Origin of the sequence: Cystobacter fuscus (genome assembly GCF_002305875.1) — a bacterium.
GTDB lineage: Bacteria > Myxococcota > Myxococcia > Myxococcales > Myxococcaceae > Cystobacter > Cystobacter fuscus_A.
In genome coordinates, this window is the sequence record NZ_CP022098.1 from 8,402,892 (window position 1) to 8,426,862 (window position 23,971).

Consider the following 23,971-nt stretch of genomic DNA (forward strand, 5'->3'; position numbering starts at 1 on the left):
GTGTGAGGCAGCGCGCACCCTATCCGGCCACGGGCACGCGCGCCTCAACCTCGTACGGGAGGGCCACCCTCACGCCCTTCCCGTTGCACGACCCCCGACATGGAGTCCTGCTACTCCTTGCCCAACATCCCGTCCTTGACACCGCCGTCGACCGGGTTGTTGCCGAGCCACACCGAGAAGAGCGCGTCGGCGAAGTCCTTGCCCTCCACCGAGATCTTCTGTCCCGCCCTGCTCTCGATGGTGGTGCCCTGGCCGGGCACGTACGTGAGCAGCAGCTCGTCGCCCTTCTTCAGGTCCGGAATGGCCGAGGTGAAGGTGTCCAGCCGCTGCTGGAGCGAGGGCAGCTTGTCCTTCGCGTTCTTCTTGAAGCCATCCACGATGGCCTCGGAGATCGTCTTCTTGTCCAGGTCGCGCAGCATCGACATCCGCACGCGCTTGAGCTGCTCCGAGCCGATGGCCTGGGCGCCCTCGCGCGAGGGGTTCTGCAGGTAGAGGCCGGCGGCGTACACGTTGAAGACGAGCTTCTTGCGCAGGCCCACCCCGTTGAGCTTCAGCTCCTTGCCCTCGACGGACACCGTGTCGGGAAATGCCACCCCCGCCACGTCCTTGGCGGCGGCGGGCAGCGCGAGTACGGCGGTCAACAACACGGCACACAGCGTGGTGTTCTTCATGACCTCTCCTGTGGAAGGGGTGGGGGGGCCACCCTAGCCTTTCTTCCGGGCGAACTCCTCCAGGAAGGACACCAGGGCGCGCACGTCGTCCACCGACACCGCGTTGTACAGGGAGGCGCGGATGCCCCCGCAGATGCGGTGTCCCTTGAGGCCCACCATGCCCGCCTTCTTCGCCTCGGAGACGAACGCGGCGTCCAGCTCCGGGGTGGGCAGGTGGAAGACCACGTTCATGAAGGAGCGCGACTCGCGCTCCACGGGCGCGCGGTAGAAGCCCGCGTTCGCGTCCAGGGCGCGGTAGAGCAGCTCGCCCTTCTGCCGGTTGCGCGCCTCCAGCCCCGCGAGCCCGCCCTGCGCCTTCATCCACGCGAGCACGTTGCGGCACAGGTAGATGGCCAGCGTGGGGGGCGTGTTGTAGAGCGAGTTGTTCTCCGCGTGGAGGGAGTAGCGGAAGATCTTCGGGATGTCCCGGCGGCCCTGGGCGATGAAGTCCTTGCGCGCGATGGCGATGAGCACGCCCGAGGGCCCCAGGTTCTTCTGCGCCCCCGCGTAGAGGAAGGCGAAGCGGCTCACGTCCATGGGCTTCCACATGAAGTCCGAGCTCATGTCCGCGATGAGCGGCACGCTGCCCACCTCGGGCCAGGTGTGCCACTGGGTGCCGTAGATGGTGTTGTTGCTCGTCAGGTGGACGTACGCCGCCCGGGGATCCAACTGGAGCTCCTCCTGGCGGGGCACGCGCACGTAGCGCTTGTCCGGGCCCACGGTGGTGGCGGCGATGCGCGCCTGACCCACGATGCGCGCCTCGTCATAGGCCTTCTCGCTCCACACCCCCGTCATCAGGTAGTCCGCGCTCGTGCCCGGGTGCAGGAAGTTCATCGGCACCTGGGCGAACTGCTGCGACGCGCCCCCCGTGAGGAAGAGCACCTGGTGGGTGTCCGGAATGCCCAGCAGCTCGGTGAGCAGGGAGATGGTCTCGTCGTGGACCGCCTCGTACTCCTTGCCCCGGTGGCTGTGCTCCATCACGGACATGCCCGAGCCCTGGAAGTCGATCAGCTCGTCGCGCGCTCGCTCGAGCGCGGGCAGGGGCAGCCCCGCGGGGCCGGGATTGAAGTTGATGACGCGCATGGCTGGGTCCTCTCACTGGGAAAACAACGCGCGGCCATTCTGCCCAACGCCTCCGCCAGGGGAAGCGCGAAGCGCCCTCAGGGCGCCAGGACGAGACCGTCGGCCACCCGGGTGTCCACGGCGGCACGGATGACCGCCTCCTCCACGCCCGTCGCCTCCGCCACCTGATGGGGCTCCAGCCCCTCCACCGCCATTTTCAACACCAACAACGAGCGCTCCTCGGCCTCCAGGTACATCGTCACCAGGCGCTCCGGGTGACGCCAGAGCAGCGCCAGCTCCTGTCCGGGCTCCGGCCGCTGCCCTCCCCCGGCCCGCATGAACGCGCACAGCCGGAAGGGATGCTCCAACATCATCAGCGTCGGATTCACCGTCAGGCGCTCCACGCGCGCGGGCACGGGCTCCATCGACGTGTACACCGCGAAGTCCGTCCACTCGAAGCGCGCCAGCGCGGGCAGGAAGTCCGGCAGCCCCCGAGCCCCCGCCTCGTCCGCGAGGAAGCCGGCGAAGCCCTCGCCCAGGCGGTTCATCTCGAAGGGCCGGTGAGGACGCGAGGCACCGTAGGCCCGCACCAGCTCCGCCCAGAGCGCCGGCTCCACGCATCCACGCACCCGCGGGTAGAGCTTGTCCAGGGTGGCCTCGCCATGGTGGCGCACCATCTGGCCATAGAGCGCCACGCGCGAGCGCGGCGCGTCCCAGCCCGGGTGCGTCGAGTACAGCCGCTCGAGCGCCTCCGGCCCCGGGTCCGTGAAGTACGCCTCCATCGACTCGAAGAAGCCACGCAGTCCCGGTTTCATCGCGCCACCCCCTGGAGGAGCGCCCGCGCCCGATCCGCCTCGTCCAGCACCGCCTCCAGCGAGGGGATGTCCTGATCCCATTCGATCAACGTCGGCACCGGCCCGGTGCGCTCGAGCACGTAGCGGTAGAGCGACCACACCTCATCGCAGACGGGTGCCCCATGCGTGTCGATGAGGACGTCGGGCCGCCGCTCGTGCCCCGCGAGGTGGATCTGCCCCACGCGCTCCAGCGGCAGCGCGTCCACGAAGGCGCGCGGCTCATAGCCATGGTTGCACGCGTTCACGTACACGTTGTTCACGTCCAGCAAGAGGCCGCAGTCGGCCTCCTCGGCCACGTGCCGCAGGAAGTCCGCCTCCGCCAGGGTGCCGCCGGGCATGCGCGCGTAGTAGCTCGGGTTCTCCAGCAGGAAGGGCCGGCCCACGCGCGCCTGCACCTCGCGCACCCGCGGCGCCACGTGCTCCACCGCCTCGGGCGAGAAGGGCAGCGGCAGCAGATCGTAGAGGTAGGCTCCCCCCAGCCGCGCGTAGCAGAGGTGATCCGAGAAGAAGGGCGCGTCCAGCCGCTCCACCAGCGCCTGGAGCCCGGCGAGGTAGGCCTCGTCCAGTGGCTCCGGACCGCCCACGTTCAGCGCCACCCCATGCGGCAACACCGGCCAGCGCTCGCGGCACGCGTCCAGCGCACGCTGTGGACGGCCGCCGAGCGTGAGGAAGTTCTCCGGGACGATCTCCACCCAATCCAGCGCACGGGGGGTCTCCGGCAGCCGCGCATAGAACTCGCGCCGCAGCCCGATTCCCACCCCGAGCGGCTCGCCGCCCCACCTTCGCGCGTGTGCCACCGGCATGTCGGCTCCTCGCAGAAAAGACACGGGCGGCGGGAAGAAAAGCCCCACCGCCCGGGAGACAACCCCCGGAGCACCGGGGGCCATCCTTGAAGGAAGGCTTCTTCGACGGCTACTTCTTGCCACCACAGCCGTTGGCGCCGCAGCCGCCCGAGCCACAGCTGTGCTCACTGGACTTCTCGGTCGAGGGCGTCGCGGTGCCCTCGGCGGCGGGGGCGGTGGAGGACTCGGCGGGGACGGCGCTGGCCGCGTGAGCGCTCGTGCTCTCCTGCTCGGCCGGAGCGGCCGCGGTCTTGGCGGTCGCACAGCCGGTCGCGAGCGTGCCGAGGGAGAGGGAGCCCACGAGGGCGGTCAGGGTCTTGAGGTTCATGGCGTTTCCTTTCAGGGGTCGGGCCGGGGTCGGATGCACCTGGCGGAGAACTCCCCTCGCCCGGAGACGAAGGGAGCCCGCGCCACCATACGCCCGGCGCCCGATGGGGTTACACCGGGGAGAACACGGCTTTGGGAATTCCATGCCCGTGCGACGCCCACCCTCTCGGGAGTTGCTGGGTTTTCCGCCTCCCTGTCCAGGTGGCGGTAAACGAGGTGAATGGAATTTGACAGCCCGCCCGCTCCCTTGGACCCCAGTCCATGGAGCCCAAAAACCCCCTGTTGAATCAATGGCTTGGAATGTCGAAAACGGGCGAGGCGTCTGCCTTGAGGGACTCCCGGAGCCTCGGGAGTCCGGGATATTTTCTCCGAAAACGCCGATTGCAAATCAGTAAACGCGCTCGCACAGTTCGAGGAACGGAGGAGCCGGCGGGCCATGGGCGCCGGCCCAGAGATGGCGATGAACGAGAACGCACTGAACGCCAACGTGGGACTGAAGCTGCGCGGCCTGCGGCTCGCCCGGAACATCAAGCAGACGGACGCGGCGAAGGATCTGGGGGTGTCCCCGGCGTACTTGAACCTCATCGAGAAGGGCAAGCGCGTCATGCCCTTCCCGCTCTTGTGGAAGGCGCTGCGCTACTTCGATCAGGATCCCGAGCAGTTCATGTCCACGCTGGGTGAGGGCCGGGTGGACGAGGCGCTCGCCAAGCTGCTGGACGAGCCGCTGCTCAAGAGCCTCGACATCGACTCCGAGTCCCTGCAGAGCCTGTCGGCGGAGCCGAAGCTGGCCGGCACGGTGGCGGCGCTCTTCAACCTCTACAAGAACACGCGCACGCAGTTGGAGAACGTGCTCGCGCAGCTCAACTCCGAGGAGCGCTCGCGCATGAACGCGGCGCCGGGCAGCTCGGAGGGGCCGCGCTTCGACTACTCCCCGTTCGACGAGGTGAGCGACTTCCTCGAGTCGCACCACAACTACTTCCCCGAGTTGGAGGAGCAGGCCGAGGCGCTGCGGCGCGACTTCAAGCTCGGGCGCCTGCTGTCGAGCCCCCAGCTCGTCCCCATGCTGGAAGAGCGCTTCGGCTACCGCGTGCGCCTGGAGGCCGCCTCCAGCGGCTCCTCGGTGGTGCGCCGCCTGGATCCGGACAACCAGGAGCTCATCCTCTCGCCGGACCTGACCGAGCAGCCCCTCAAGTTCCAGCTCGCCGCCTCCATCGGCCTGCTGATGTTGGATCAGGAGAAGCTGGTGGAGCGCATCGTGGGCGCGGTGCGCACCCGGCACGCGGAGACGCTGCGGCTCATCAAGGTGAACCTGGCCAACTACTTCGCCGGCGCGCTGATGCTGCCCTACGGGGAGTTCTTCAAGGAGGTGGAGCGCACACGCTACGACGTGGAGCTGCTGTCCAACCTCTTCGGCACCACGTACGAGACGGTGGCGCACCGGCTGTGCAACCTGTCGGACCCCAAGCGCCGCGGCCTGCCCTTCCACTTCCTGCGCGCGGACATCGCCGGCAACATCTCCAAGCGCTACAGCGGCACCGGCATCAAGTTCGCCACCGGCGGGGGCTCGTGCGGCAAGTGGGCCGTGCACCTGGCCTTCCTCAACCCGTCGCAGATCACCCGGCAGTACTCGATGATGCCGGACGGCACGTCCTACTTCTGCTTCGCCAAGGTGCAGTTGCAGCCCATCGAGGGCTCCATCGTGCGCGGCACGGCCTACTCCATCGGCCTGGGCACGCACGCGGAGAACGCCAAGTACCTGGCGTACGGGTTGCCCACCACGGACCTGCGCAAGGACGCCGTCCCCAGCGGCATCTCCTGCCGCTTCTGCGAGCGCACCGACTGCAACCAGCGCGCGGCCGCCAGCTACCGCTTCGCCTTCTCCTTCGACGAGTACACCAAGAAGGACTGCTTCTTCTCGCCCCTGCTGGTCCACGAGGCCGGCCGTGCGGAATCGCTGGACAAGGCGCCGCGCCGCCGTAACAAGGCCGAGGAAAACTAGCCCCCCCGCCCTCCATGAATCACCACGACACCGAACGCGCCCACATCCTCCAAGCCATCCAAGACCAGCGCAACGCGCTCGCCGTGACGCGCATCACCGGAGACCCGGCGGAGACGGGCCGGGGACTCGTCCACCTGGCCGAGCTGCACGGCATGCTGGAGGAGCACGCCGAGAGCCGCCGCCACTACGAGGAGGCCCTGGGCTTCTTCCAGACGGCGGGGGACAAGGAGGGCCAGGCCCAGGTGCTCTTCGGGCTCGGGGTGGCACGCGCCCACTTCGGGGATCACCGGGGCGCCGTGGAGCACATCGCCCAGGCCACGCTGCTCTTCAACGGCCTGAAGGATCAGGAGAACGAGGCGCTGTGCCGGGCGGCCATCGGAGAGTCGCTGCGAGCGATTGGCCAGCCCAAGGGCGCCGAGGAGAAGTTCCAGGAGGCGCTGCTGCTCTACCGGCAGGCGAAGAACGGGCCCCGGGTGGCCCGGCTGCTGTTGGACATCGGCGACATCCGCATGGAGGCGGGCGAGTACGAGGCCGCGCGCAAGCGCTTCGCCGAGTCGCTGCAGGTGCTGCGCAAGGAGCCGGAAATCGACATGGAGGCCCTGGCGCTGTGCGAGCTGCTGCTGGGCGAGGCCGAGGGACTCCTGGGCAACCACGAGGCGGCGCGGCCCCACCTCCAGCAGGCCGCGGAGCTGTACTCGCAACTGCACGACCATGCCTACGAGTCGCGGGCGCGGTGGGATTTGAGCATCGCGTGCACCTTCATGCAGGACTGGAAGGGCGCGCGGACCGAGCTCGAGACGGTCATCCCGCTCTTCGAGCACCAGGGCCGCGGAGAAGACGTGGCCAAGGCCCGCAAGGTGCTCGCCCATTTCGACTCGCGCGGGGTGTAGGGCCCCGGGCGGAGCGGCCTGTGCTCACCACCCACTCGAGTGGTGAGCACACCCAGGCTAGAAATCCGAACCCATGTCATTTCTGAGAATACAGTCCGGACATCGGAATGACATACAATCACAATTTTGACACCAACTCCGTCTTTGAAATCCTGCGTCTGACCCATCCCCTCATATTGGGCCGAGAAATTCCTGAAAAACTGGCTGTTCACGTAACAGCGAAGCGAATCGCTTCATCAACGGGACGAGCTGCTCCTCCGGCATCATCGGGATGGCTTGGTAATACTCACAGCCCTGCCGGAAGAGTGAGTAGGTGCGCGTCTTCACTGTGTTGGCTTTGAGGTAGCGCTCCATCCCCAAGCTCTCCCCCGCCGCCCCCAGCAGCGTCAGCAATGCGCAGGCCAGCGCGCTCACCAACAGCAGCCGGTCCCGCCTCTCCGTCGAGCGGACCCTCACCGACGACAGGCCCATTCCAAAACGCAAGTCCTTCATGTCGCGGAATGTTTCCTCCGTTCGAAACCTCTTGCCATACAGCCCCACCACGAAGGCCGCCGTCGCTTCTTTCAAGCTCGTCGCCAGGCACCACGCCTCCTTCATTCCCTTCTGCTTCACGCACACCACAGCTCCCACGGGCGCTTCGTCCTGGGTGACTCGCGCTCCCACCATGCGCACCGCCCGGCCCGATTCGGGCACCCACTCGCCCGCGCTCTTCTTCTCTCCCGTCTCATCCATCACTTGAATGCACTGACGGAAGCGCACCACGTAGTCAAACTTCAGTTGCTCGAGCAGCGCATAGAACTTCTGGTCTCCAAAGCCCCGGTCGGCCAGTAGTGTGAGCCGCACCCGCTCGGGCACCACCTGCCGCAGTCGATTGAGTACGAAATCCTCAACGTCATTGCGCATCCCCTCCAAGGCGGACTTCTCCACCGTGAGCCAGACCAGGGGCGTCGTGCGTCCATGGCTCGCCACCAACGACGCCACCAGCGTTGTCTGCCCATCCGCATCGAAGTCCGTCCAGTCCAGCGCCACCAGTGCCTCGCTTCTCTGTCCCAAGGCAAAGGGCACCCACTGTGCGAACAGCGCCCAGACATCAATCCCTTGGTTGGACAAGAGCCGGTCCACCTGCTTCACCCCATGCTTGCTCTTGGTGCCTCGCGCCCACGCCAGGGCTTTGCCAATGAGATGAACCCCCAGGCTGGCAGCGTGAATGACACCCAGGACCGCGTAGGCCAGGGACAACACGCGCTTGGCGTGCAGGTCTTCTTCGAAGAGGGACTCCAGAAAGGTATGCACCTGCTGGTCATCAAGGCGAGGCTTACGCATGACCGCAGAAGTAAGCATGCGGGTCCTACTTCTCGCACTACTCGGCCTACGCGGCGCTCCCTTGCTCGCCTGTTAAAATGAGGGGATGGCTCAGATCCTGCGTACCATCAACGAAAGGTATCCAGAGGGATCTCCTGAAGACGAAGCACTCCGAATCGCCGCAGTGGCTCTTGTCTACGTTCGCGAAACCCAGAAATTGGATGACTATCGCGAGTTCTTTCGATCGTTCTACACTCCAGCCATTGACTACGTCGTCATTTCCCAAACGTTCTCGACGAGAGAAGAAGCCGACATATGGCTGGCAGGTGGAACGGCAAGGGACGGAGATCTCGTCAGGATCGCGGGGCAAGGCTTCCAAGTCATGCCGCAGCGAAAAGGAACGGGACTCCGATTCATCAGGATGCCCCTGCCCGAAGAACTGATGAAGAACAATCCTCCAGCGTCTGAGTAGAAGCGCCCAACAAAACCGCATATTGGCCTGCGACAACTCGCCCCTGAATCACGTCCGGGTCTCCGATGCCATCCAGGGACCCACTGTCATCTTCGTGACAGAGCCTCCTCGCCGAGGGCCGCAAGGTGCTCCCCACCCTTGTCCTCCATTCACTCCGAGTATCGGATACGCTCCCGTTTTTACTCGACTATCCGGTAACACGGGGAGCAGCGGAATGAGCGGCACGGAGTGGCCAGCGGAGGAGGAAGGCGCCTTCGAGTCCTCCGAGAAGACGGTGACGGTGTCCGAGGAGCGGCCCAGGTCCATCCCGCGCGAGGTGCCCGCATCGGGCACGACGCTGGCCGGGCGCTACACCGTGCTGCAACCGCTCGGCGAGGGCGGCATGAGCCTCGTCCTCGCCGCCTATGATGCCCAGCTCGACCGGCGCGTGGCCCTCAAGCTGCTGCGCGCTCGCACCGAGCCGGAGGACGATGCCCGCTCGGAACTGCGCATGGTGCGCGAGGCCCAGGCCATGGCCCGCCTCAACCACCCCAACGTCGTGGCCGTCTACGACTCGGGCCGACTGGAGGATGACTCGTTCTTCATCGCCATGGAGTACGTCGAGGGACAGACGCTGCGCCAATGGATGCAGGAGCAGCCCCGCCCCTGGCGCGAGGTGCTGGACTCCTTCCTCGCCGCGGGGCACGGACTCGCCGCCGCTCACGAGGCCGGTCTCATCCACCGCGACTTCAAACCCGACAACGTGCTCGTCGGCCGCGACGGACGCGTGCGCGTGACGGACTTCGGCGTGGCGCGCACCCAGACCCTCGTCGAAGCGCCCCCACCCTCTACCGCGCGGCCGGGCGCCTGGGACGCCGAGCTCACCCTCGCCGGCTATGTCGTGGGGACCCCCCGCTTCCTCGCCCCCGAAATCCTGCGCGGCGCCCCGGCCGACGCACGCGGCGATGTCTACTCCTTCTGCATGGCCCTCTACGAGGCGCTCTGCGACCAGCCCGTCTTCGTGGGCGACACGGACGTCGAGCGCACCCGGGCCCGCTTCGAGGGCCGCATCAACCCCCCTCCCGCGCACCTGCCCGCGTGGGTGATGCGCTCCGTGCTCCAGGGCCTGTCCGTCGATCCCCAGCAGCGCCCCGCCTCCATGTCCACGCTCCTCAAGGCCCTGTCGGATGATCCCGACGTCCGGCGCCGCGAGCGGCTGAGCCGACTCGTCCGGGTCTCGGCCGGACTGGGACTGGCGGCGCTGGCCGCCGGGGGATGGATGCAGCAGCGCGACGAGGGGCCGGAGTGCGCCCACCTCGAGCGAGAACTCGCGGGCGTCTGGGACGACTCCGTGCGGCAGCGGGTGCGGCGGGCGTTGGAAGGCACGAACCTGGACTACGCGCCCGCCACCGCCGACCGCGTGTTCCAGACGCTGGAGGGCTACACCCGCACCTGGACGCGGATGCGCACCGAGGCGTGCGAGGAGGCGCGCGACCAGGCCGGAGAGCCGCGAAGCCTGGCGGTGCTGAAGGAGTACTGCCTGGAGCGAGCACACGGCCGGTTGCGCGCGCTCACCGGGTTGCTCGGCCGGGGCTCGGACGCGGAGCTGCTGCCCCGCGCCGTGGAGGCCGCCCAGGGCCTGCCTCCGCTCGAGTACTGCGCGGACGCCCGGGTGCTCACGGCCGCCGTGCCGCCCCCGGAGAATCCCCAGGTGCGCGCCCGGGCCGAGTCCCTCCAGAACGAGGTGGACAAGCTGGAGGCGTTCTACGAGTCGGGCAAGTATGCCGAGGGCATCGCGTTCGGCGAGGCGCTGCTGCCCCGGGTGACCGAGGTGCCCTACCTCCCGCTGCGCGCGCGGGCCCAGTACCAGCTCGCCCAGAACCTGGAGGGCGCCGGGGAGTTCAAGCGCGCCGAGGCCCGCGTCCGCGAGGCGATTCCCCTGGCCGCCGAGGGCCGGGATGACGCGCTGCACGCCCGGGCCTGGGGCCTGTTGACATTGCTGGTGGGCGATCGGCAGGGCCGCTACCAGGAGGCGGAGGGCCTGGCGCTGATCACCTCCGCGGTCGCGTCGCGCACCGAGGACGCCCTGGCCCGCGCCGAGGCCCTCAACGCCCTGGGCACCTTGTGGATGAGCGATGGCCACTACGACGAGGCCCAGTCCTGCTTCGAGCGCGCGCTCGCGCTGTGGCAACAGGTCCGCGGGCCCCGGCACCCCTACATCGCGGGCTTCCACAGCAACCTCGGCACCGCCCTGCTCCAACGGGGCGCCTATGCGGAGGCCCTGAAGCACATCGAGGGCGCCCAGGCGCTCTGGGAGGACGTGCTGGGCCCCGAGCATCCCTATCTGGTCCACGCCCTCATCAGCCGGGGCATGGTGCTCTGGAAGCTGGAGCGGCCCGAGGAGGCACTCATCCCCCTGGAGCGGGCACTCGCCCTCATCGACAAGCAACTGGGACCCGAGCATCCCTTCCGCACCGCTCCCCTGACCCTGCTGGGCTCCGTACTGGCGGACCTGGGACGCTACCCGGAAGCCGAAGAGCGGCAGCAACAGGCGCTGGCGCTCAAGGAGAAGCTCCTGGGAGCCGAGCACCCCAGCATCGCCGACTCCCTGCTCGGCCTGGGTCACCTGCGACGGATCCAGGGCCGAGCCGCCGAGGCCAGCCCCCTGCTCGAGCGCGCCCTGACACGGGCGCAGGAGTCCACCCGCGCCGAGGTGCAATTCGAGCTGGCCCAGACGCTCTGGAGCCTCGGGACCGCCCCCACGCGCGCCCGGGAGCTGGCCACCGAGGCCCACGCCTACTGGCGGCGGCTCGGGCATCCCGAGAAGGCCCGGACGGAGCAGTGGCTCGCCACGCACACCCACCCTTGAGGAGAGGTACGCTCGCCGGACGATGGCTCCAGCCTCCCCTCCTCCTTTCGATCCGCGCGGCCTCACCCGGCCCGCCCCCGTGCTGCTGCGCTACTACACCCTCGTATCGTTGGCCGCGCTGGCGGCCTTTCCCATCGCCTGGCTCGTGAGCTTCTTCCGGTACGAGACGCTCAAGTACTCGTTCGGCGAGGACGGGGTGTCGATGAGCTGGGGCATCCTGTTCCGGCGGGAGATCCACCTCACCTACCGGCGCATCCAGGACATCCACGTCACCCGGAACATCCTCCAGCGATGGATGGGACTGGCCACCGTCAGCATCCAGACCGCCAGCGGCAGCGCGACCCCCGAGATGCAGATCGAGGGCATCCTCGAGTTCGAACAGCTGCGCGACTTCCTCTACACGAAGATGCGCGGCGCCCGGGGACTCGCCGAGCCCGCCGCCCCGCCCGCTCTCGCGGGTGCTCCCGCGGAGCCCTCGGATGAAGCCCTGGTCCTGCTGCGGCGCATCGCGGCGGACCTGGCGGTCATCGCCGGGTCCCCCTCGTCCCGGGAGGATTCTTCCTCATGAAAGCGCCGCTCACGAGGCAAGCCTCCGCGTGGGTGTACCAGGGCGTCTGGGCCGTGTTGACGGAGCTGTTCCGCGTGCCACGCCAGCCGCCGACCCTTCCCAGCAACCAGGTCGTGGCAATGCGCCCGTGCGACGGCTGGCTGCTCTACCGCAAGGTGGGCTTCTGGCTCGGCCTGCTCGCAACGGTGCTCCCGATGACCGCGGTGGGCCTCGTCATCCTCATCGCCCGCCCGATCCTGGCGGTGGCGGTGCTCGTGCCCGTGTTCGCCGTCGTCCTCGTCATGAGCCTCGCCAGCTATGTGTCCATCTACCTGGGCTATGACACCACCTGGTACGTCCTGTCGGACCGCTCCCTGCGCATCCGGCGCGGCGTGTGGACGATCCACGAGACCACCATCACCTTCGAGAACGTCCAGAACGTGAAGATCACCCAGGGTCCACTCCAGCGGCTCTTCGGCTTCTCGGATCTGGTGATCGAGACGGCCGGAGGCGGAGGCAGCGGCCCTCACCAACAGCTCGAGCACACCAGCCATGTCGGACTGATCCAGGGGGTCGAATCCCCCACGGACCTGCGAGAGCAGATCATGACGCGGGTGCGAGCCTCCCGCTCGACGGGGCTGGGTGACGAGCACGACACGGAGCTGCACCCGGCCAGCCCATCTCCGAGCTGGACCCCCGCGCACCTGGAGGCCCTGAGGGAGATCGCCGCCCACGTGGCGCGGCTGCGTGCCCGCTCGTGACGAATCGAACCCGACAGGCTCCTCCAAGACAGTTGACTCCAGAGGTCAACTCCGCTTGCCTACGCGGCAAAGGAGCGGAACATGGCGGATGAGAAACACTGGACGCATGACAGGTTGGGCGCGTTCTACCTGGGCGCGAGACATGACGATCTGGGACCGGGCCTGGGGCGCCTTTACGAGGCCTGGCAGGAGGGCACGGGGGCGCCGGTACTCCTGTTGCAACCTAGCACGAACGTGAACTGGCAACCCGAGGGGCCCCTGCGCGTCCAGCTCACCTTCGACCCGAAGTGGTCCACCGTGACCGTGAAGGTGGAAGAGGCTCCCGCGCCACCCGATCTCTCGGATGTGGCCAACATCCTCGTGCTGACCACTGCGGCGATCACACGCGTGGAAGACAACCCCCAGGTGCGAGCCCATGTTGCCTCCAAACCCAGACCGCACGCGATGCCATCGGCGCCACCTCCGACGGCCCGGGAGTCACGCTTCGGACGTGGGTTGGCGCTCGCGGCGCTCGTCGTGCTCTCGCTGGGGCTCGGTGTCTGGCTTTGCTCCGAGCGCGATTCCATCGACCCGAGACACGCATCCCCCGCCACGGCGACCAAGGGAATGCCCTCGCCAGAGGCGACGAACATGGGCAGCTCGACGATCCCGGGCGAAACGGCCATCGCCTATCCCATGCCCAGCAAGCCCTTTCGGAATCAATCAACCGCGCCCTGCTATCCCCAACTCGATGAGGTGGAGATCAACGGGGGATGCTGGTTCACGGTGGAACGACGTCCTCCCTGTCTGAAGGACGTCCAGGCCGAGTACAAGGGCAAGTGCTATCTACCCATCTCGAAGGATCGGGACCGGGGAGGCAAGCCAGCACAGTCCATCGAGCCCTGAGCTGAAGCGAGCAACTGGCCCCTTGGCACCAGCGATGGCGTCCCAGATCCTTGTACGAATCTACTCCCCGGCGTGTGATTCTCAGCTAGATGTGTTGCAGCCTCAATCCCGCTCGCACCTGTCAGCAGTCCTCTCCCGTGTTCACATTCTTGCCATCTCTCTACTCTTGATGGCTCTTCTGCAACCTCTTTCCGCGTCTGCGAGAGAAAAGCCCACCCCAACGGTGGGACAAATGGAACGAGCCAAGGAGTGTGACAATTGCTGTGGCCGTCACGTGTGTCCGGTTCCCGTACCGGACCAGGAACGTCCCATCACCACGAGTAGCGCCGAGAACCGCACTGGAGGCCAAGGAAGAGTTGTCGTACCTGTCTCAGGAGAGCCGAGGGGGAGACAACATCCGGATCGCATCTCCGCGGGTGAGCTGATGGAGATGCCGGCTGAGGAGCGACGTTCCTTCATGAATGAGAACGCTCCTTACTCGAGGGTGGAGAACTTCGGCACGGACGAATTGGATGACGCTCGGGATCAGTTCAATGGCCAGTATCTCCAGGGCATGGCTGGAGTCGTAAGCGTTCTGGAAATGGCGATTGGCAATGGGGTGAACTCATCCACCAAGGGTGTATCCGCTGCTGTTGCATCCAAGATAGGAGCGAACAATGCCTCAACGAGAATGGGGCAGACCTTCTTCCATGGTACCGACATCGACAGCGCGAGACGACTACTGCGAGGCGAGACATTGGACGCCGCCAAGGCCATGGCAAAGAAGCTCGATGGACCCGCTGGGTTCTACCTCACGGACAGCTATGATGCGGCGGCCTATTACTACGCTGCACGAAGAAGTCCCGGGGGCGTTCTTGAGTATACCCTCTCGACGGAGGCCACGAAAAGCCTCACGGCAGCAGGAGCCAAATTCGGCCAGACCCCACTCGGCAATATGCATGACTTGGGAAACGAGTTCTTTATTCCAATCCAAGCCTTCGAGTTATTCAACGAACTGCGGCAGGCAGGTCAGATTGTGGTGAGGCCCAGATGAGCGACGAATTTACCCTTATTGACGATCCGGTTGCCGCTGTCAGGGCCAGGCCCTCGATATTCCTAGGCGGGGAACCGTCACCGGAAAGAGCCATGAGCGCGATTGTCACCGAGGCCATCCTGGTCACCTCGGGTCCCGTGACGGCGCTTCGTCGGGACAGGTGGTGGGTCATCTATTCTCCTCTGGATTGGTTCGGCGAGTATTCAGAGAAGATTGATGAGCTTTTTGGCCGGATTGTCCCCTTCCCGGAAGGTGGGCGAAACAGCAGCCGAGCAGAGATTGTACTGACGGCTTTTGCCTCAAGCGTCGTGACGGCATCGGCCACCCGAGTGCAGTGGATCAAAAAAAGAGACATCGCTTCTGTCGACCCCACCGCAGCGTGGGTTCAGCAATCCCAGCCACTTGGGCGCCTGGTCGCATTCCTGTGGGAGTAAGACGGGACGCACTCTTCCTTCGTTCCATGGACTTCGTTCCATGGACACACTACCTTCCATGTAGCCAACCTTATTGGGTGTGTCCACAAAGCCGGGGCACGTTCACTGAAGGACGTCCAGGCCGAGTACAAGGGCAAGTGCTATCTACCCATCTCGAAGGATCGGGACCGGGGAGGCAAGCCAGCACAGTCCATCGAGCCCTGAGCTGACGACCATTTCAAATGGTGCCGGTCTCAAGAGACAGCTCGCCCGCCGATCTCCGGGAAGCGCTCGTAGGCCCGCTTCAGCGCGTCCAAGTGGGCGGGGTTATCCAGGTCGAGCGGCTCATCGGTGAGCCGGACAACCCACCCGCCCGTCGCGGTACGCCGTGCGCGTGACAGCAGCTCCGCGTCGCGGGCCGGGTCCGGAAACCCGATGGCTTCCGCGGCTGCGGCCGACCAGTAGTTCAGCCACCCCAAGCAATGCGGAATCTCGGGCGAGCGGATGTCCTCGGGAAGCTTGAGCACTGGCAGTTCCCGGGGCGGAACTCCCGGCTTGCGTACCGGATCCCTCGTTTGCCGCGAGATCTCCACGCCCGCACGGAACGGCGTCGCATGACCCCAGTATGCGCGTGCACCCTCTGACACCCCCTCCAACACATCCACTGCCGCCGTGATGCCGGCTGCATCCAGTGGCAGTTGCGCGTCTACGTCGAGCAGTGCATGGCCCCCTGGCCCTGTCTCTGCGGGTGATTCCAATCCAAAGATTGTCACGGGGTGGCTCTCATCGTTGTTGCAGATGATTGGAAAGCCTCCACGTCTGATCGCCTGAGCGAGCCACGCATCACGATGAGGCAGGGCCACGAGCTGTCTATCTTCAGAGATAGTCCACTCCAAGCGTATGCCGGGGAGCGTACGTTCCAGTCCATGGACAATGGCCAGGGGGCGTTTGCCATCACTCACGAGCGCAGGCGCGTAGACCTTGATGTTAAGGGTGTTCTTCATCATGGGGCTCTCGACACCACGGCATGAGGACAACAGTGAGACGGCGCTCCGCGAGTTCCAGCATCTCTTTGTGAGCCAAGGTCCGCACACCGATGACAAATTGGTACCCACAGGCTGCTGCCAGGGCTCGCTCGTGCAGCCCTTCCTCCACCTGCTTTTGAAGCTCCATTCGCTGAATATAAGGATTATACGTTTCGATGGCGGTGGTTTTCACCTCCCACAGCGTGCGCACGGCGAGTTGCAGCGCGTCGAAGTGCTTCCCATTCACGAGCACATCCCAGCCGGGGAAGCTGTTGTTCGGAATCCTGTCGGCGCACTTGTTGTGCGGGTCATTTCCGCCCAGGTGCGGCACCGGAATGGGCTTGCATCTCGGGTCGTCTTCCTCCACGAGGGCGGACGCGGGCTGCTTCTGCGGCGAGGGCTCCCGAGCCGGTGCTTTCGCCGCACGAGGCTGAGCCTCGAGCTCCGCCATGAGCTGCCACGAGGCCTCCGAGACATCCCGCAGCCGTGCCTCGAACTCCCGTTGAGCGTCGACCCAGGGCGGGCGGCTGTCAGCCTCCGGTCCGGCGGTACTGGAGGGCCAGAGCAGGACGAGGGCCACGAGCACCGGGCCCACCCTGGAGAGCGCTAAAGGGGTTTCACTTGCGCGCCCAGCCTGGGCGAGGCCCTCGGCTCTGCTCACCACCTCGGCGGCTTGCCCGCTCGTCCTCGCGGCGCGCGAGAAGCGCTCGAAGGCCCATTCCGCCGCGGTGAGCTTGCGGTCCAACTGTTCCCACTGACGCGGCTCGATGTCTTTGCGCGCCCGAGACAACAACGCCCTGGCCTGGTCCAGGTCCGCCTTTCCAATCCGCGACCCTTGCGGCGCCGGCTCCATCGGCGCGGAAACGAGCTGGATGCGCGGGCCCGAAGTGGGCGTCGACGCGACGGAGTAGGGCCGTGGCACCGACCTCGGAGCGGGTGCGCTCGCGCAGGCGGTGAGCAGCAGCAGCAGCGCACTCCAGGTTTGCAAGCGCATCGACACGTCCTCCCGTCCAGCGTGGGTGCCGCGGGCCTGGCCTGACCTCCTTTGGAGTATGCCAGCACAGTCCCGCTCGCCGGGCCTTGCGTGTGGGGCGGCCTCAGAATGGTGTCGGTCTCAAGAGACAGCTCGCCCGCCGATCTCCGGGAAGCGCTCGTAGGCCCGCTTCAGCGCGTCCAAGTGGGCGGGGTTGTCCAGGTCGAGCGGCTCATCGGTGAGCCGGACAACCCACCCGCCCGTCGCGGTACGCCGTGCGCGTGACAGCAGCTCCGCATCGCGAGCCGAGTCCGGGAACCCGATGGCTTCCGCGGCTGCGGCCGACCAGTAGTTCAGCCACCCGAGGTAATGGGGAATCTCAGGCGTAGGGTTGTACCGTGGGAGTTTGAGCGAGGGCAATCCGTGGGGTGGAACATGCGGCTCATCACCTGGGCGGCGAAACTGCTGGGCCACTATCTGACCATGGCCGTTTGGCGACGCATGCCCCCAAACCGCGCGCGCGCCCTCCCCTATAGCATCCAGCACATCCGCTGCCGCTGCGACGCCGGCTGCGTCCAGTGGTAGCGACGCATGGACTTCAAAGCGCGGCGGACTCCCCATGGCAAGACCGCTTGGGTTTTCCCATCCGGTCAGCGTCACGGGGCGGCTTTCGTCATCGTTGCAAAGGAATGGAAATCCACCGTCTGTCCTGTCTGCCGCAACCCATTCGTCGCGGTGAGTCAATGCAATGAAGCTTCCCTTTTCAGAAAGGGTCCACGCCAGCCGCAAACCGGGCAGTGCGCGCTCCATTCCATGAACCACGGCAAGCGGGCGCCCATCGTCGCCCACGAGCGCAGGCGCGTAAACGGCAAGGGTGAGGGAGCTTGGTGTGGCTGTCATTCAACACCAATCCATGATAACGATTGTGAGTTCAGGGTCTAGCTCAAGCAGCGCGGCTTTGTGTGCGGCGCTCCGCACACCAACGGCAAAGTTGTACCCACATGCTTCTGCGAGTCTTTTCTCGCGCTGCATTTCCGGCAACTTCATTTTGGCAAAGAACCTCTGAGAATGAGACGAGTGTATGTCGAAATCATCCGTCTTGACTTCCCACAACGTACGCGTGGCCAGTTGCAGCGCATCGAAGTTCTTCCCATTCACATATACATCCCCGCCAGGGAAGCTATTGTTCGGCATCTTGTCGGCGCATTTGTTGTGCGGGTCATGCCCGCCGAAGTGGCGCGGCAATGGGATGGGCTTGCATCTCGGGTCGTCTTCCTCCACGAGGGCGGACGCGGGCTGCTTCTGCGGCGAGGGCTCCCGAGCCGGTGCTTTCGCCGCACGAGGCTGAGCCTCGAGCCCCGCCATGAGCTGCCGCGAGGACGCCGAGACGTCCCGCAGCCGTGCCTCGAACTCCCGTTGAGCGTCGACCCAGGGCGGGCGGCTGTCAGCCTCCGGTCCGGCGGTGTTGGAGGGCCAGAGCAGGACGAGGGCCACGAGCACCGGGCCTACCCTGGAGAGCGCCAAAGGGGTTTCACTTGCGCGCCCAACCTGGGCGAGACCCTCGGCTCTGCGCACCACCTCGGCGGCTTGCCCGCTCGTCCTCGCGGCGCGCGAGAAGCGCTCGAAGGCCCGTTCCGCCGCGGTGAGCTTACGGTCCAACTGTTCCCACTGACGCGGCTCCAAGTCCTCGCGAGCCCGAGACAACAACGCCCTGGCCTGGTCCAAGTCCTCCTTTCCAATCCGCGACCCTTGCGGCGCCGGCTCCATCGGCGCGGAAACGAGCCGGATGCGCGGGCCCGAAGTGGGCGTCGACGCGACGACGTGAGGCCGTGGCACCGACCTCGGAGCGGGTGCGCTCGCGCAGGCGGTGAGCAGCAGCAGAGCACTCCAGGTTTGCAAGCGCATCGTCACGTCCTTCCAGCGAGGGTGCCGCGAGCCTGGCCTGACCTCCTTTGAAGTATGCCAGCACAGTCCCGCTCGCTGGGCCTTGCGTGTGGGGCGGCCTCAGGCTCAGGTCGTCGGACGCAACCTTCCAGTGGCGGGTGCGATGATGTCAGAACCACCCCCTTTCCCCGGAAGACCGCGATGACTCAGCACGTCACGAATCGACCTTCCCCAATGCCCGTCGCGCCCAGGACGCCCGCCCCGGCGGCCGGGGTCGACGTGTCCAAGGACTCGCGCTTCTCCTCGGACTTCAAGCGCTGGCTGCAGGCGAACGGCTACGGCAAGTACGACTTCGCCCAGGGGGATGTCCCCTCCTTCGGCGGCCGGGACAGCGCGGGCGAGAAGCTCACCCGCGAGCCCGTCATCTTCATCCACGGCAACTCCGACAGCGCCGCCGGCTGGGAGGAGTCCATCGAGGGCTTCGCCGCCCAGGGCTACAAGCCCTCGGAGATGTACGCCATGACCTGGGGACCCCAGGATCCACGGCTCGCCAGCCAGCAGCACCACTCCCGGCACTACGAGGAGGAGGTGCGTGCCTTCATCCAGGCCGTCCAGGAGTACACCGGCGCGCGCAAGGTGGATGTCATCGGCCACTCCATGGGTGTCACCCTGGCCCGCAAGGCCATCCAGGGCGGCCCGGGATATGACCCCTACGGCGGCGACCACTTCGACCTCGGCGCTCCGCTCACCGGCCGCGTGGACACCTTCGTGGGCATCGCTGGCGCCAACCACGGCCTGGCATCGGCCCTGCTCACGGGCAACCTGGTGCCCACCACCAACCTGGAGACGGGTCTGCACCCCTTCTCCAAGTTCCTGAGCGACATCAACGCCACGGAGCACGACGAGGGCGACCACGTCTACAGCATCTGGTCCCAGGCCGATGAGATCCTCGGCGTGGGGATCGCCGGGAGCACCGGCCCCATCCCCGGACAGGAGGGCCAGAAGGTCTTCACCTCCTATCCCCATGGCCACATGGGCTCACGCGACCTGAGCGTGGAGACGCAGCTCGCGATGATCACCGAGCACGAGGTCCGCTGAGTCCGCACCCAACGGCTCGCCTCTACGTGTCGAACGTGGCCATCCCGCCCATCCAGAACCCGGAGCCCTGATTCGAGGCGAGAAGTTCTGATCGTCAGCCTTGTTTCGAAAGGGGCGGGTGCAATAGTCTCCGCGCGCCTGCATCCGCGGAGGGGTTGTCCACATGAAATTGCTGAGCCAACTTGTCGCCCTGGCGCTGTGCCTCGTAACCACCCTTGTCGAGGCTCGGACGTTCGAGGAGATCAAGAAGGACGGCAAGATCATCGTCGCCTCCGAAGGCGGTTTCCCTCCCTTCAACTACTTCCAGGGCCCGACGCTCACGGGCTTCGAGATCGAGCTCGCGGAGGCGCTGGCCAAGAAGATGGGTGTGAAGATCGAGTGGCGCGCCCTCGCGTTCGATGCGCTCCTCGCCGGCCTGCGCCAGGATCGCTGGGATATGGTGATCGCGTCGTTTGGCGTCACTCCCGTGCGAGCCAAGGCCGTCTCCTTCACCAATCCCCACTACTGTTCGGGCGGGGTGATCGTCGCGAAGAACCCGGCCATCCGAAAGACAGAGGATCTCGCCGACAAGGTGGTGGCGGTGCAGACGGGCACCACCTATCTGGAGAACGTCCAGAAGCTCGCGAAGGTGAAGGAGGTGAAGAACTTCCCGAAGGATACCGACGCGCGCGCCGCGCTCGTCAGTGGTCGCGTGGATGCGTGGGTGACGGACAAGTTCGTCGCCAAGGCCGCCCTGGCGGCGGCCCCCTCCGCGGGCCTGACGATTGGCGACTTCGTGTTCATCGAGCACATCGCCCCCGCGGTGAAGAAGGGCAACACCTCGCTCGTGGAGGCCATCAACAAGGCCCTCCAGGAAGTCATGGCCGACGGCACGTACGAGGCGCTCTCCAAGAAGTACTTCAACGAAGATATCCGCTGCCGGTGAGCGCTCGCCGCGACGACATCACTCCGCGCCGGACGCCTCAATGAACGGTCTTCTCTCTGTCTGGCCCCAGGCCTGGACGCGCCAACAGCGCAGCAACGCCACCATTGTCCTGGCGGTCGTCGTCCTGGTGGCGTTCTTGTGGCTCCTCGCCATCCCCCTCGCGCTGGTGCCCGAGCCCATCGGCCCCGCCGCGCAGGAGTTCGCGGAAGGCGCGCGCGTCACCGTGCAGCTGACGCTCGTCTCGGGGCTGGTCGGCGTCGTGCTCGGCGTGCTCGCCGCCCTGGCGAAGCTGGCGCCCTTCCCGCCGCTGCGCTGGGTGGCCGGGCTCTACATCTGGGTGATCCGCGGCACACCGCTGCTCGTGCAGGTGCTGTTCGTGTTCCTCGCCCTGCCGATGCTCATCCCCGGAATCCAGCTCTCGGACTTCAACTCGGCGGCCGCGGCGCTCGCGGTGAACGTGGGGGCCTATAACGCCGAGGCGCTCCGGGCCGGCATCCTCGCGGTTCCCAAGGGGCAGACCGAGGCGGCCCGGTCCCTGGGCCTGTCGCCCGCGCAGACCTTCCTCCACATCGTGTTCCCGCAGAGCTTCAAGATCGCGCTGCCGCCCCTGGTGAACAACCTGGTGGCGCTGCTCAAGGACTCCTCGCTGGCGTATGTCATCGGCGTCGTGGAGCTGTCCAACATCGGCAACCGGGTGCAGGCCGCCACGTTCCAGCCCGTGCCGGTGTTCATCGCGACGGCGTGCATCTACCTCTTCCTCACGACCGTGCTGACCCAGATCTCGGGTGCCATCGAACAGCGGCTCGACATCGAGCAGCGGTCCTGAGGCCCCACGCATGAACATGCCGCCCGCCCAGCCTCCCCCCACCGCCTCGCAACAAACGCCGCTCATCACCGTGGAGGGTGTGAACAAACACTTCGGCGCCGCGCATGTCCTGCGCGATGTCTCCACCCGCTTCCACGCGGGCGAGGTCGCGGTCATCATCGGTGCCTCCGGCTCCGGGAAGTCGACGTTCCTGCGCACGCTCAACCGGCTCGAGAAGCACGACTCCGGACGAATCGTGGTGAATGGCATCGAGCTGAATGACAGCGTGAAGAACCTCGATGCCATCCGCCGCGAGGTGGGCATGGTGTTCCAGCAGTTCAATCTGTTCCCGCACCTCACCGTGATGGAGAACATCACGCTCGCGCCACGCCGCGTCCGCAAGACTCCACGCCAGGACGCCCAGCGCGCGGCGCTCGAGCTGCTCGACCGCGTGGGCCTGAAGGACCACGCGACCAAATACCCGCACCAGCTCTCGGGCGGTCAGCAGCAGCGTGTGGCCATCGCGCGCTCGTTGGCGATGCAACCGAAAATCCTGCTCTTCGACGAGCCCACCAGCGCCCTCGACCCCGAGATGATCAACGAGGTGCTGGACGTGATGAAGGACATCGCCCGCTCGGGCATGACGATGATCGTCGTCACGCACGAGATGCGTTTCGCCCGTGACGTCGGTGATCGGATCCTGTTCTTCGATCAGGGCAGCCTGCTTCAGGAGGCGCCTCCCGACGAGTTCTTTGACAGACAACAAAACGAGCGGATCCGGGGATTCCTGGGACAGCTCGCGCATTAACAGCGCGGACAGCGCGGTCGTATTGGCTCCGAGGAGATGAAAGACATGAGGATGCGTCGGACGTTCGGAGGGTTCTCCACCGCGGTCCTGCTGTTGGGCTCCGCCGCCCCAGCCGCCGAGCAGGCACAGCAAGAGCCGCGGCCATCGGACGTCGAGGCACTGCGCGAGGAGCTGAAGCGGCTTCGCGAGGAGTTGGACGCCCTCAAGGCGGCACGGCCCGAGACCACCTCGGAGGAGCGGCTCGACGCCATCGAGGTGAAACAAGAGGACGCGGTCGTCTCGGGTGACATCCCCGGCTCCTTCCGCGTGCCCGGCACGGACATCTCGATGCGGTTCTACGGCTGGGCGGAGCTGAACTGGATTCACGACTTCCAGGGCGACAACTCCGACATCGACTACGCGACGTTCTCCCCGTACGTGCCGCTCGAGGGCACGCCCGGGGGGAACCGCAAGAACCGCGACTTCGTCCACGCCCGCACGTCCCGGGTGGGGCTCCAGGCGGGCATGCCCACCCGCTTTGGCGTCCTCGAGGTGAAGGTCGAAGGTGACTTCAACAACGAGCCGCGCACCGGCGACACCGCGCAGTACGGCTCACCCCGGAACGTCATCACGCAGCAGCTGACGAGCAGCTACGGCTTCCGCCTGCGTCATGCGTACGGCCAGTTCGGCGGACTGCTCATCGGTCAGACCTGGTCCACCTTCATGGACATCGACAACTACCCCGAGACCGTGGACTTCAACGGCCCCGTGGGCGCGACCATCATCCGCCAACCGCAGATCCGCTACGCCTACGTCACCCAGTCGTTGGGCACCTTCACCGCCGCGCTCGAGAACTCGTCGAGCTATGTGCTCGACGAGGAGGGCGCCGTGATGGCCTCGAGCCTGTCTCGCATGCCCGACTTCATCGTGCGCTGGGACAAGAGCTTCCAGTGGGGTGCGCTGAGCGCGCGCGCCGTGACGCAGGAGCTGCGCGTCAAGGATGGCGAGGAGGTGAACGCGATCCGGCGCGGCTGGGGCGCCGCGGTCAGCGGGCTCGTGAAGGTGCGCGGCAGCGACATCTTCACCTTCGGCGTGACAGGGGGTAAGGGCGTGGGGCGCTACCTCAACTACTCCGAGGGCGCCCTCTACGAGACGGAAGCCAATCGGATCCGGCTCGAGAAGGCCATCGGCTTCCTCGTCGGCTACCAGTTCAAGCCCACCGACTGGCTGCGCTTCAACGTGGTCTACGGCATGGCGCGCCACTTCGACGATGATTTCACCGAGCTCGCCGTGTCGACGGGGCTCGACAGTGGCCGCTTCGGCATCAACCGCTTCGTCCATCAGGCCAACTTCGGCCCCATCTTCACGCCGATGAAGAACGTCGACCTGGGACTCGAGGCGAGCCTGGCCGAACGCCAGACGCTCGCCGGGGAGAAGGGCTATATGACGCGCCTGAACTTCCTGGCCCGGTACTACATCAACTGAGCGACAGGTGCCGGCCTCGGCGGCGGGCCGCTCGACCCGCCGCC

Annotated in this window: 24 protein-coding genes; 14 read left to right on the forward strand and 10 right to left on the reverse strand. The window is 66.4% G+C overall.

What is annotated here, in order from left to right:
• Positions 1-110 precede the first annotated feature (110 nt).
• From CYFUS_RS33745 to CYFUS_RS33765, 5 genes are all read right to left on the reverse strand, one after another.
• Positions 111-671, reverse strand: coding sequence for a chalcone isomerase family protein (locus tag CYFUS_RS33745; protein ID WP_095988967.1), 561 nt, complete (start codon positions 669-671; stop codon positions 111-113).
• A gap of 33 nt (positions 672-704) precedes the next feature.
• On the reverse strand, positions 705-1,793 hold the full coding sequence (gene serC / locus CYFUS_RS33750) for a 3-phosphoserine/phosphohydroxythreonine transaminase (RefSeq protein ID WP_095988968.1): 1,089 nt from the start codon (positions 1,791-1,793) through the stop codon (positions 705-707).
• A 77-nt stretch (positions 1,794-1,870) separates the two neighbouring features.
• Positions 1,871-2,587: a DNA-binding domain-containing protein gene (locus CYFUS_RS33755; protein WP_095988969.1), complete on the reverse strand. Its 717-nt coding sequence runs from the start codon at positions 2,585-2,587 to the stop codon at positions 1,871-1,873.
• Positions 2,584-3,429, reverse strand: a complete 846-nt coding sequence (locus tag CYFUS_RS33760) for a DUF692 domain-containing protein (RefSeq protein WP_095988970.1) — start codon at positions 3,427-3,429, stop codon at positions 2,584-2,586. Before CYFUS_RS33760 ends, CYFUS_RS33755 begins: the two co-directional genes overlap by 4 nt.
• A 109-nt stretch (positions 3,430-3,538) precedes the next feature.
• Positions 3,539-3,796 carry a hypothetical protein gene (locus tag CYFUS_RS33765; RefSeq protein WP_095988971.1) on the reverse strand — a complete coding sequence of 86 codons (258 nt, stop codon included), beginning with the start codon at positions 3,794-3,796 and terminating at the stop codon, positions 3,539-3,541.
• Between the two features lie 459 nt (positions 3,797-4,255).
• On the opposite strand from CYFUS_RS33765, the gene CYFUS_RS33770 reads away from it, so the two are divergent.
• Both CYFUS_RS33770 and CYFUS_RS33775 read left to right on the forward strand, forming a co-directional pair.
• A complete protein-coding gene (locus CYFUS_RS33770; RefSeq protein ID WP_095992391.1) occupies positions 4,256-5,794 on the forward strand; it encodes a helix-turn-helix domain-containing protein in 1,539 nt (512 codons plus the stop codon).
• 14 nt (positions 5,795-5,808) lie between these two features.
• Positions 5,809-6,684, forward strand: coding sequence for a tetratricopeptide repeat protein (locus CYFUS_RS33775; protein ID WP_095988972.1), 876 nt, complete (start codon positions 5,809-5,811; stop codon positions 6,682-6,684).
• Positions 6,685-6,855: 171 nt separating this feature from the next.
• Here CYFUS_RS33775 and CYFUS_RS33780 read toward each other — a convergent pair whose 3' ends face one another.
• On the reverse strand, positions 6,856-8,007 hold the full coding sequence (locus tag CYFUS_RS33780) for an IS4 family transposase (protein WP_095991839.1): 1,152 nt from the start codon (positions 8,005-8,007) through the stop codon (positions 6,856-6,858).
• Between the two features lie 85 nt (positions 8,008-8,092).
• Here CYFUS_RS33780 and CYFUS_RS33785 point away from each other — a divergent pair, with 85 nt between their 5' ends.
• From CYFUS_RS33785 to CYFUS_RS33815, 7 genes are all read left to right on the forward strand, one after another.
• On the forward strand, positions 8,093-8,458 hold the full coding sequence (locus CYFUS_RS33785; protein ID WP_095988973.1) for a hypothetical protein: 366 nt from the start codon (positions 8,093-8,095) through the stop codon (positions 8,456-8,458).
• A gap of 214 nt (positions 8,459-8,672) precedes the next feature.
• Positions 8,673-11,306: a serine/threonine-protein kinase gene (locus CYFUS_RS33790; protein WP_095988974.1), complete on the forward strand. Its 2,634-nt coding sequence runs from the start codon at positions 8,673-8,675 to the stop codon at positions 11,304-11,306.
• 22 nt (positions 11,307-11,328) lie between these two features.
• Positions 11,329-11,874, forward strand: coding sequence for a PH domain-containing protein (locus tag CYFUS_RS33795; protein ID WP_232536963.1), 546 nt, complete (start codon positions 11,329-11,331; stop codon positions 11,872-11,874).
• A complete protein-coding gene (locus tag CYFUS_RS33800) occupies positions 11,871-12,614 on the forward strand; it encodes a PH domain-containing protein (protein ID WP_095988975.1) in 744 nt (247 codons plus the stop codon). Before CYFUS_RS33795 ends, CYFUS_RS33800 begins: the two co-directional genes overlap by 4 nt.
• Before the next feature lie 81 nt (positions 12,615-12,695).
• Positions 12,696-13,499: a hypothetical protein gene (locus tag CYFUS_RS33805; protein WP_095988976.1), complete on the forward strand. Its 804-nt coding sequence runs from the start codon at positions 12,696-12,698 to the stop codon at positions 13,497-13,499.
• A 457-nt stretch (positions 13,500-13,956) separates the two neighbouring features.
• Positions 13,957-14,532 carry a hypothetical protein gene (locus CYFUS_RS33810; protein ID WP_157758809.1) on the forward strand — a complete coding sequence of 192 codons (576 nt, stop codon included), beginning with the start codon at positions 13,957-13,959 and terminating at the stop codon, positions 14,530-14,532.
• A 92-nt stretch (positions 14,533-14,624) separates the two neighbouring features.
• A complete protein-coding gene (locus CYFUS_RS33815) occupies positions 14,625-14,966 on the forward strand; it encodes a hypothetical protein (RefSeq protein ID WP_095988978.1) in 342 nt (113 codons plus the stop codon).
• A 233-nt stretch (positions 14,967-15,199) separates the two neighbouring features.
• Here the strand turns inward: CYFUS_RS33815 and CYFUS_RS33820 are convergent, their stop codons facing one another.
• The 4 genes from CYFUS_RS33820 to CYFUS_RS33835 all read right to left on the reverse strand — a co-directional run bounded on the left by CYFUS_RS33820 (position 15,200) and on the right by CYFUS_RS33835 (position 18,848).
• Positions 15,200-15,952 carry a DUF5953 family protein gene (locus CYFUS_RS33820; protein WP_095988979.1) on the reverse strand — a complete coding sequence of 251 codons (753 nt, stop codon included), beginning with the start codon at positions 15,950-15,952 and terminating at the stop codon, positions 15,200-15,202.
• Positions 15,933-16,964 carry a DUF6310 domain-containing protein gene (locus CYFUS_RS33825; protein WP_095988980.1) on the reverse strand — a complete coding sequence of 344 codons (1,032 nt, stop codon included), beginning with the start codon at positions 16,962-16,964 and terminating at the stop codon, positions 15,933-15,935. The genes CYFUS_RS33820 and CYFUS_RS33825 overlap by 20 nt, the downstream gene beginning before the upstream one ends.
• 120 nt (positions 16,965-17,084) lie before the next feature.
• The gene (locus CYFUS_RS33830) at positions 17,085-17,843 is read right to left on the reverse strand and encodes a DUF5953 family protein (RefSeq protein WP_095988981.1); all 759 of its coding nucleotides are present in this window, start codon (positions 17,841-17,843) and stop codon (positions 17,085-17,087) included.
• Complete coding sequence (locus tag CYFUS_RS33835) at positions 17,844-18,848, reverse strand: DUF6310 domain-containing protein (RefSeq protein WP_095988982.1); 1,005 nt, start codon at positions 18,846-18,848, stop codon at positions 17,844-17,846. It lies immediately after the preceding gene.
• Positions 18,849-19,061: 213 nt separating this feature from the next.
• Between CYFUS_RS33835 and CYFUS_RS33840 the strand changes: the two genes are divergently transcribed.
• From CYFUS_RS33840 to CYFUS_RS33860, 5 genes are all read left to right on the forward strand, one after another.
• Positions 19,062-19,925, forward strand: a complete 864-nt coding sequence (locus CYFUS_RS33840) for an alpha/beta fold hydrolase (protein ID WP_232536964.1) — start codon at positions 19,062-19,064, stop codon at positions 19,923-19,925.
• A 163-nt stretch (positions 19,926-20,088) separates the two neighbouring features.
• The gene (locus CYFUS_RS33845; protein WP_095988984.1) at positions 20,089-20,850 is read left to right on the forward strand and encodes an ABC transporter substrate-binding protein; all 762 of its coding nucleotides are present in this window, start codon (positions 20,089-20,091) and stop codon (positions 20,848-20,850) included.
• Positions 20,851-20,890: 40 nt separating this feature from the next.
• Complete coding sequence (locus tag CYFUS_RS33850) at positions 20,891-21,676, forward strand: amino acid ABC transporter permease (protein WP_095988985.1); 786 nt, start codon at positions 20,891-20,893, stop codon at positions 21,674-21,676.
• Between the two features lie 16 nt (positions 21,677-21,692).
• Positions 21,693-22,463, forward strand: a complete 771-nt coding sequence (locus tag CYFUS_RS33855) for an amino acid ABC transporter ATP-binding protein (protein ID WP_095992393.1) — start codon at positions 21,693-21,695, stop codon at positions 22,461-22,463.
• A gap of 45 nt (positions 22,464-22,508) precedes the next feature.
• On the forward strand, positions 22,509-23,927 hold the full coding sequence (locus tag CYFUS_RS33860; protein WP_095988986.1) for a DcaP family trimeric outer membrane transporter: 1,419 nt from the start codon (positions 22,509-22,511) through the stop codon (positions 23,925-23,927).
• Positions 23,928-23,971: the final 44 nt, after the last annotated feature.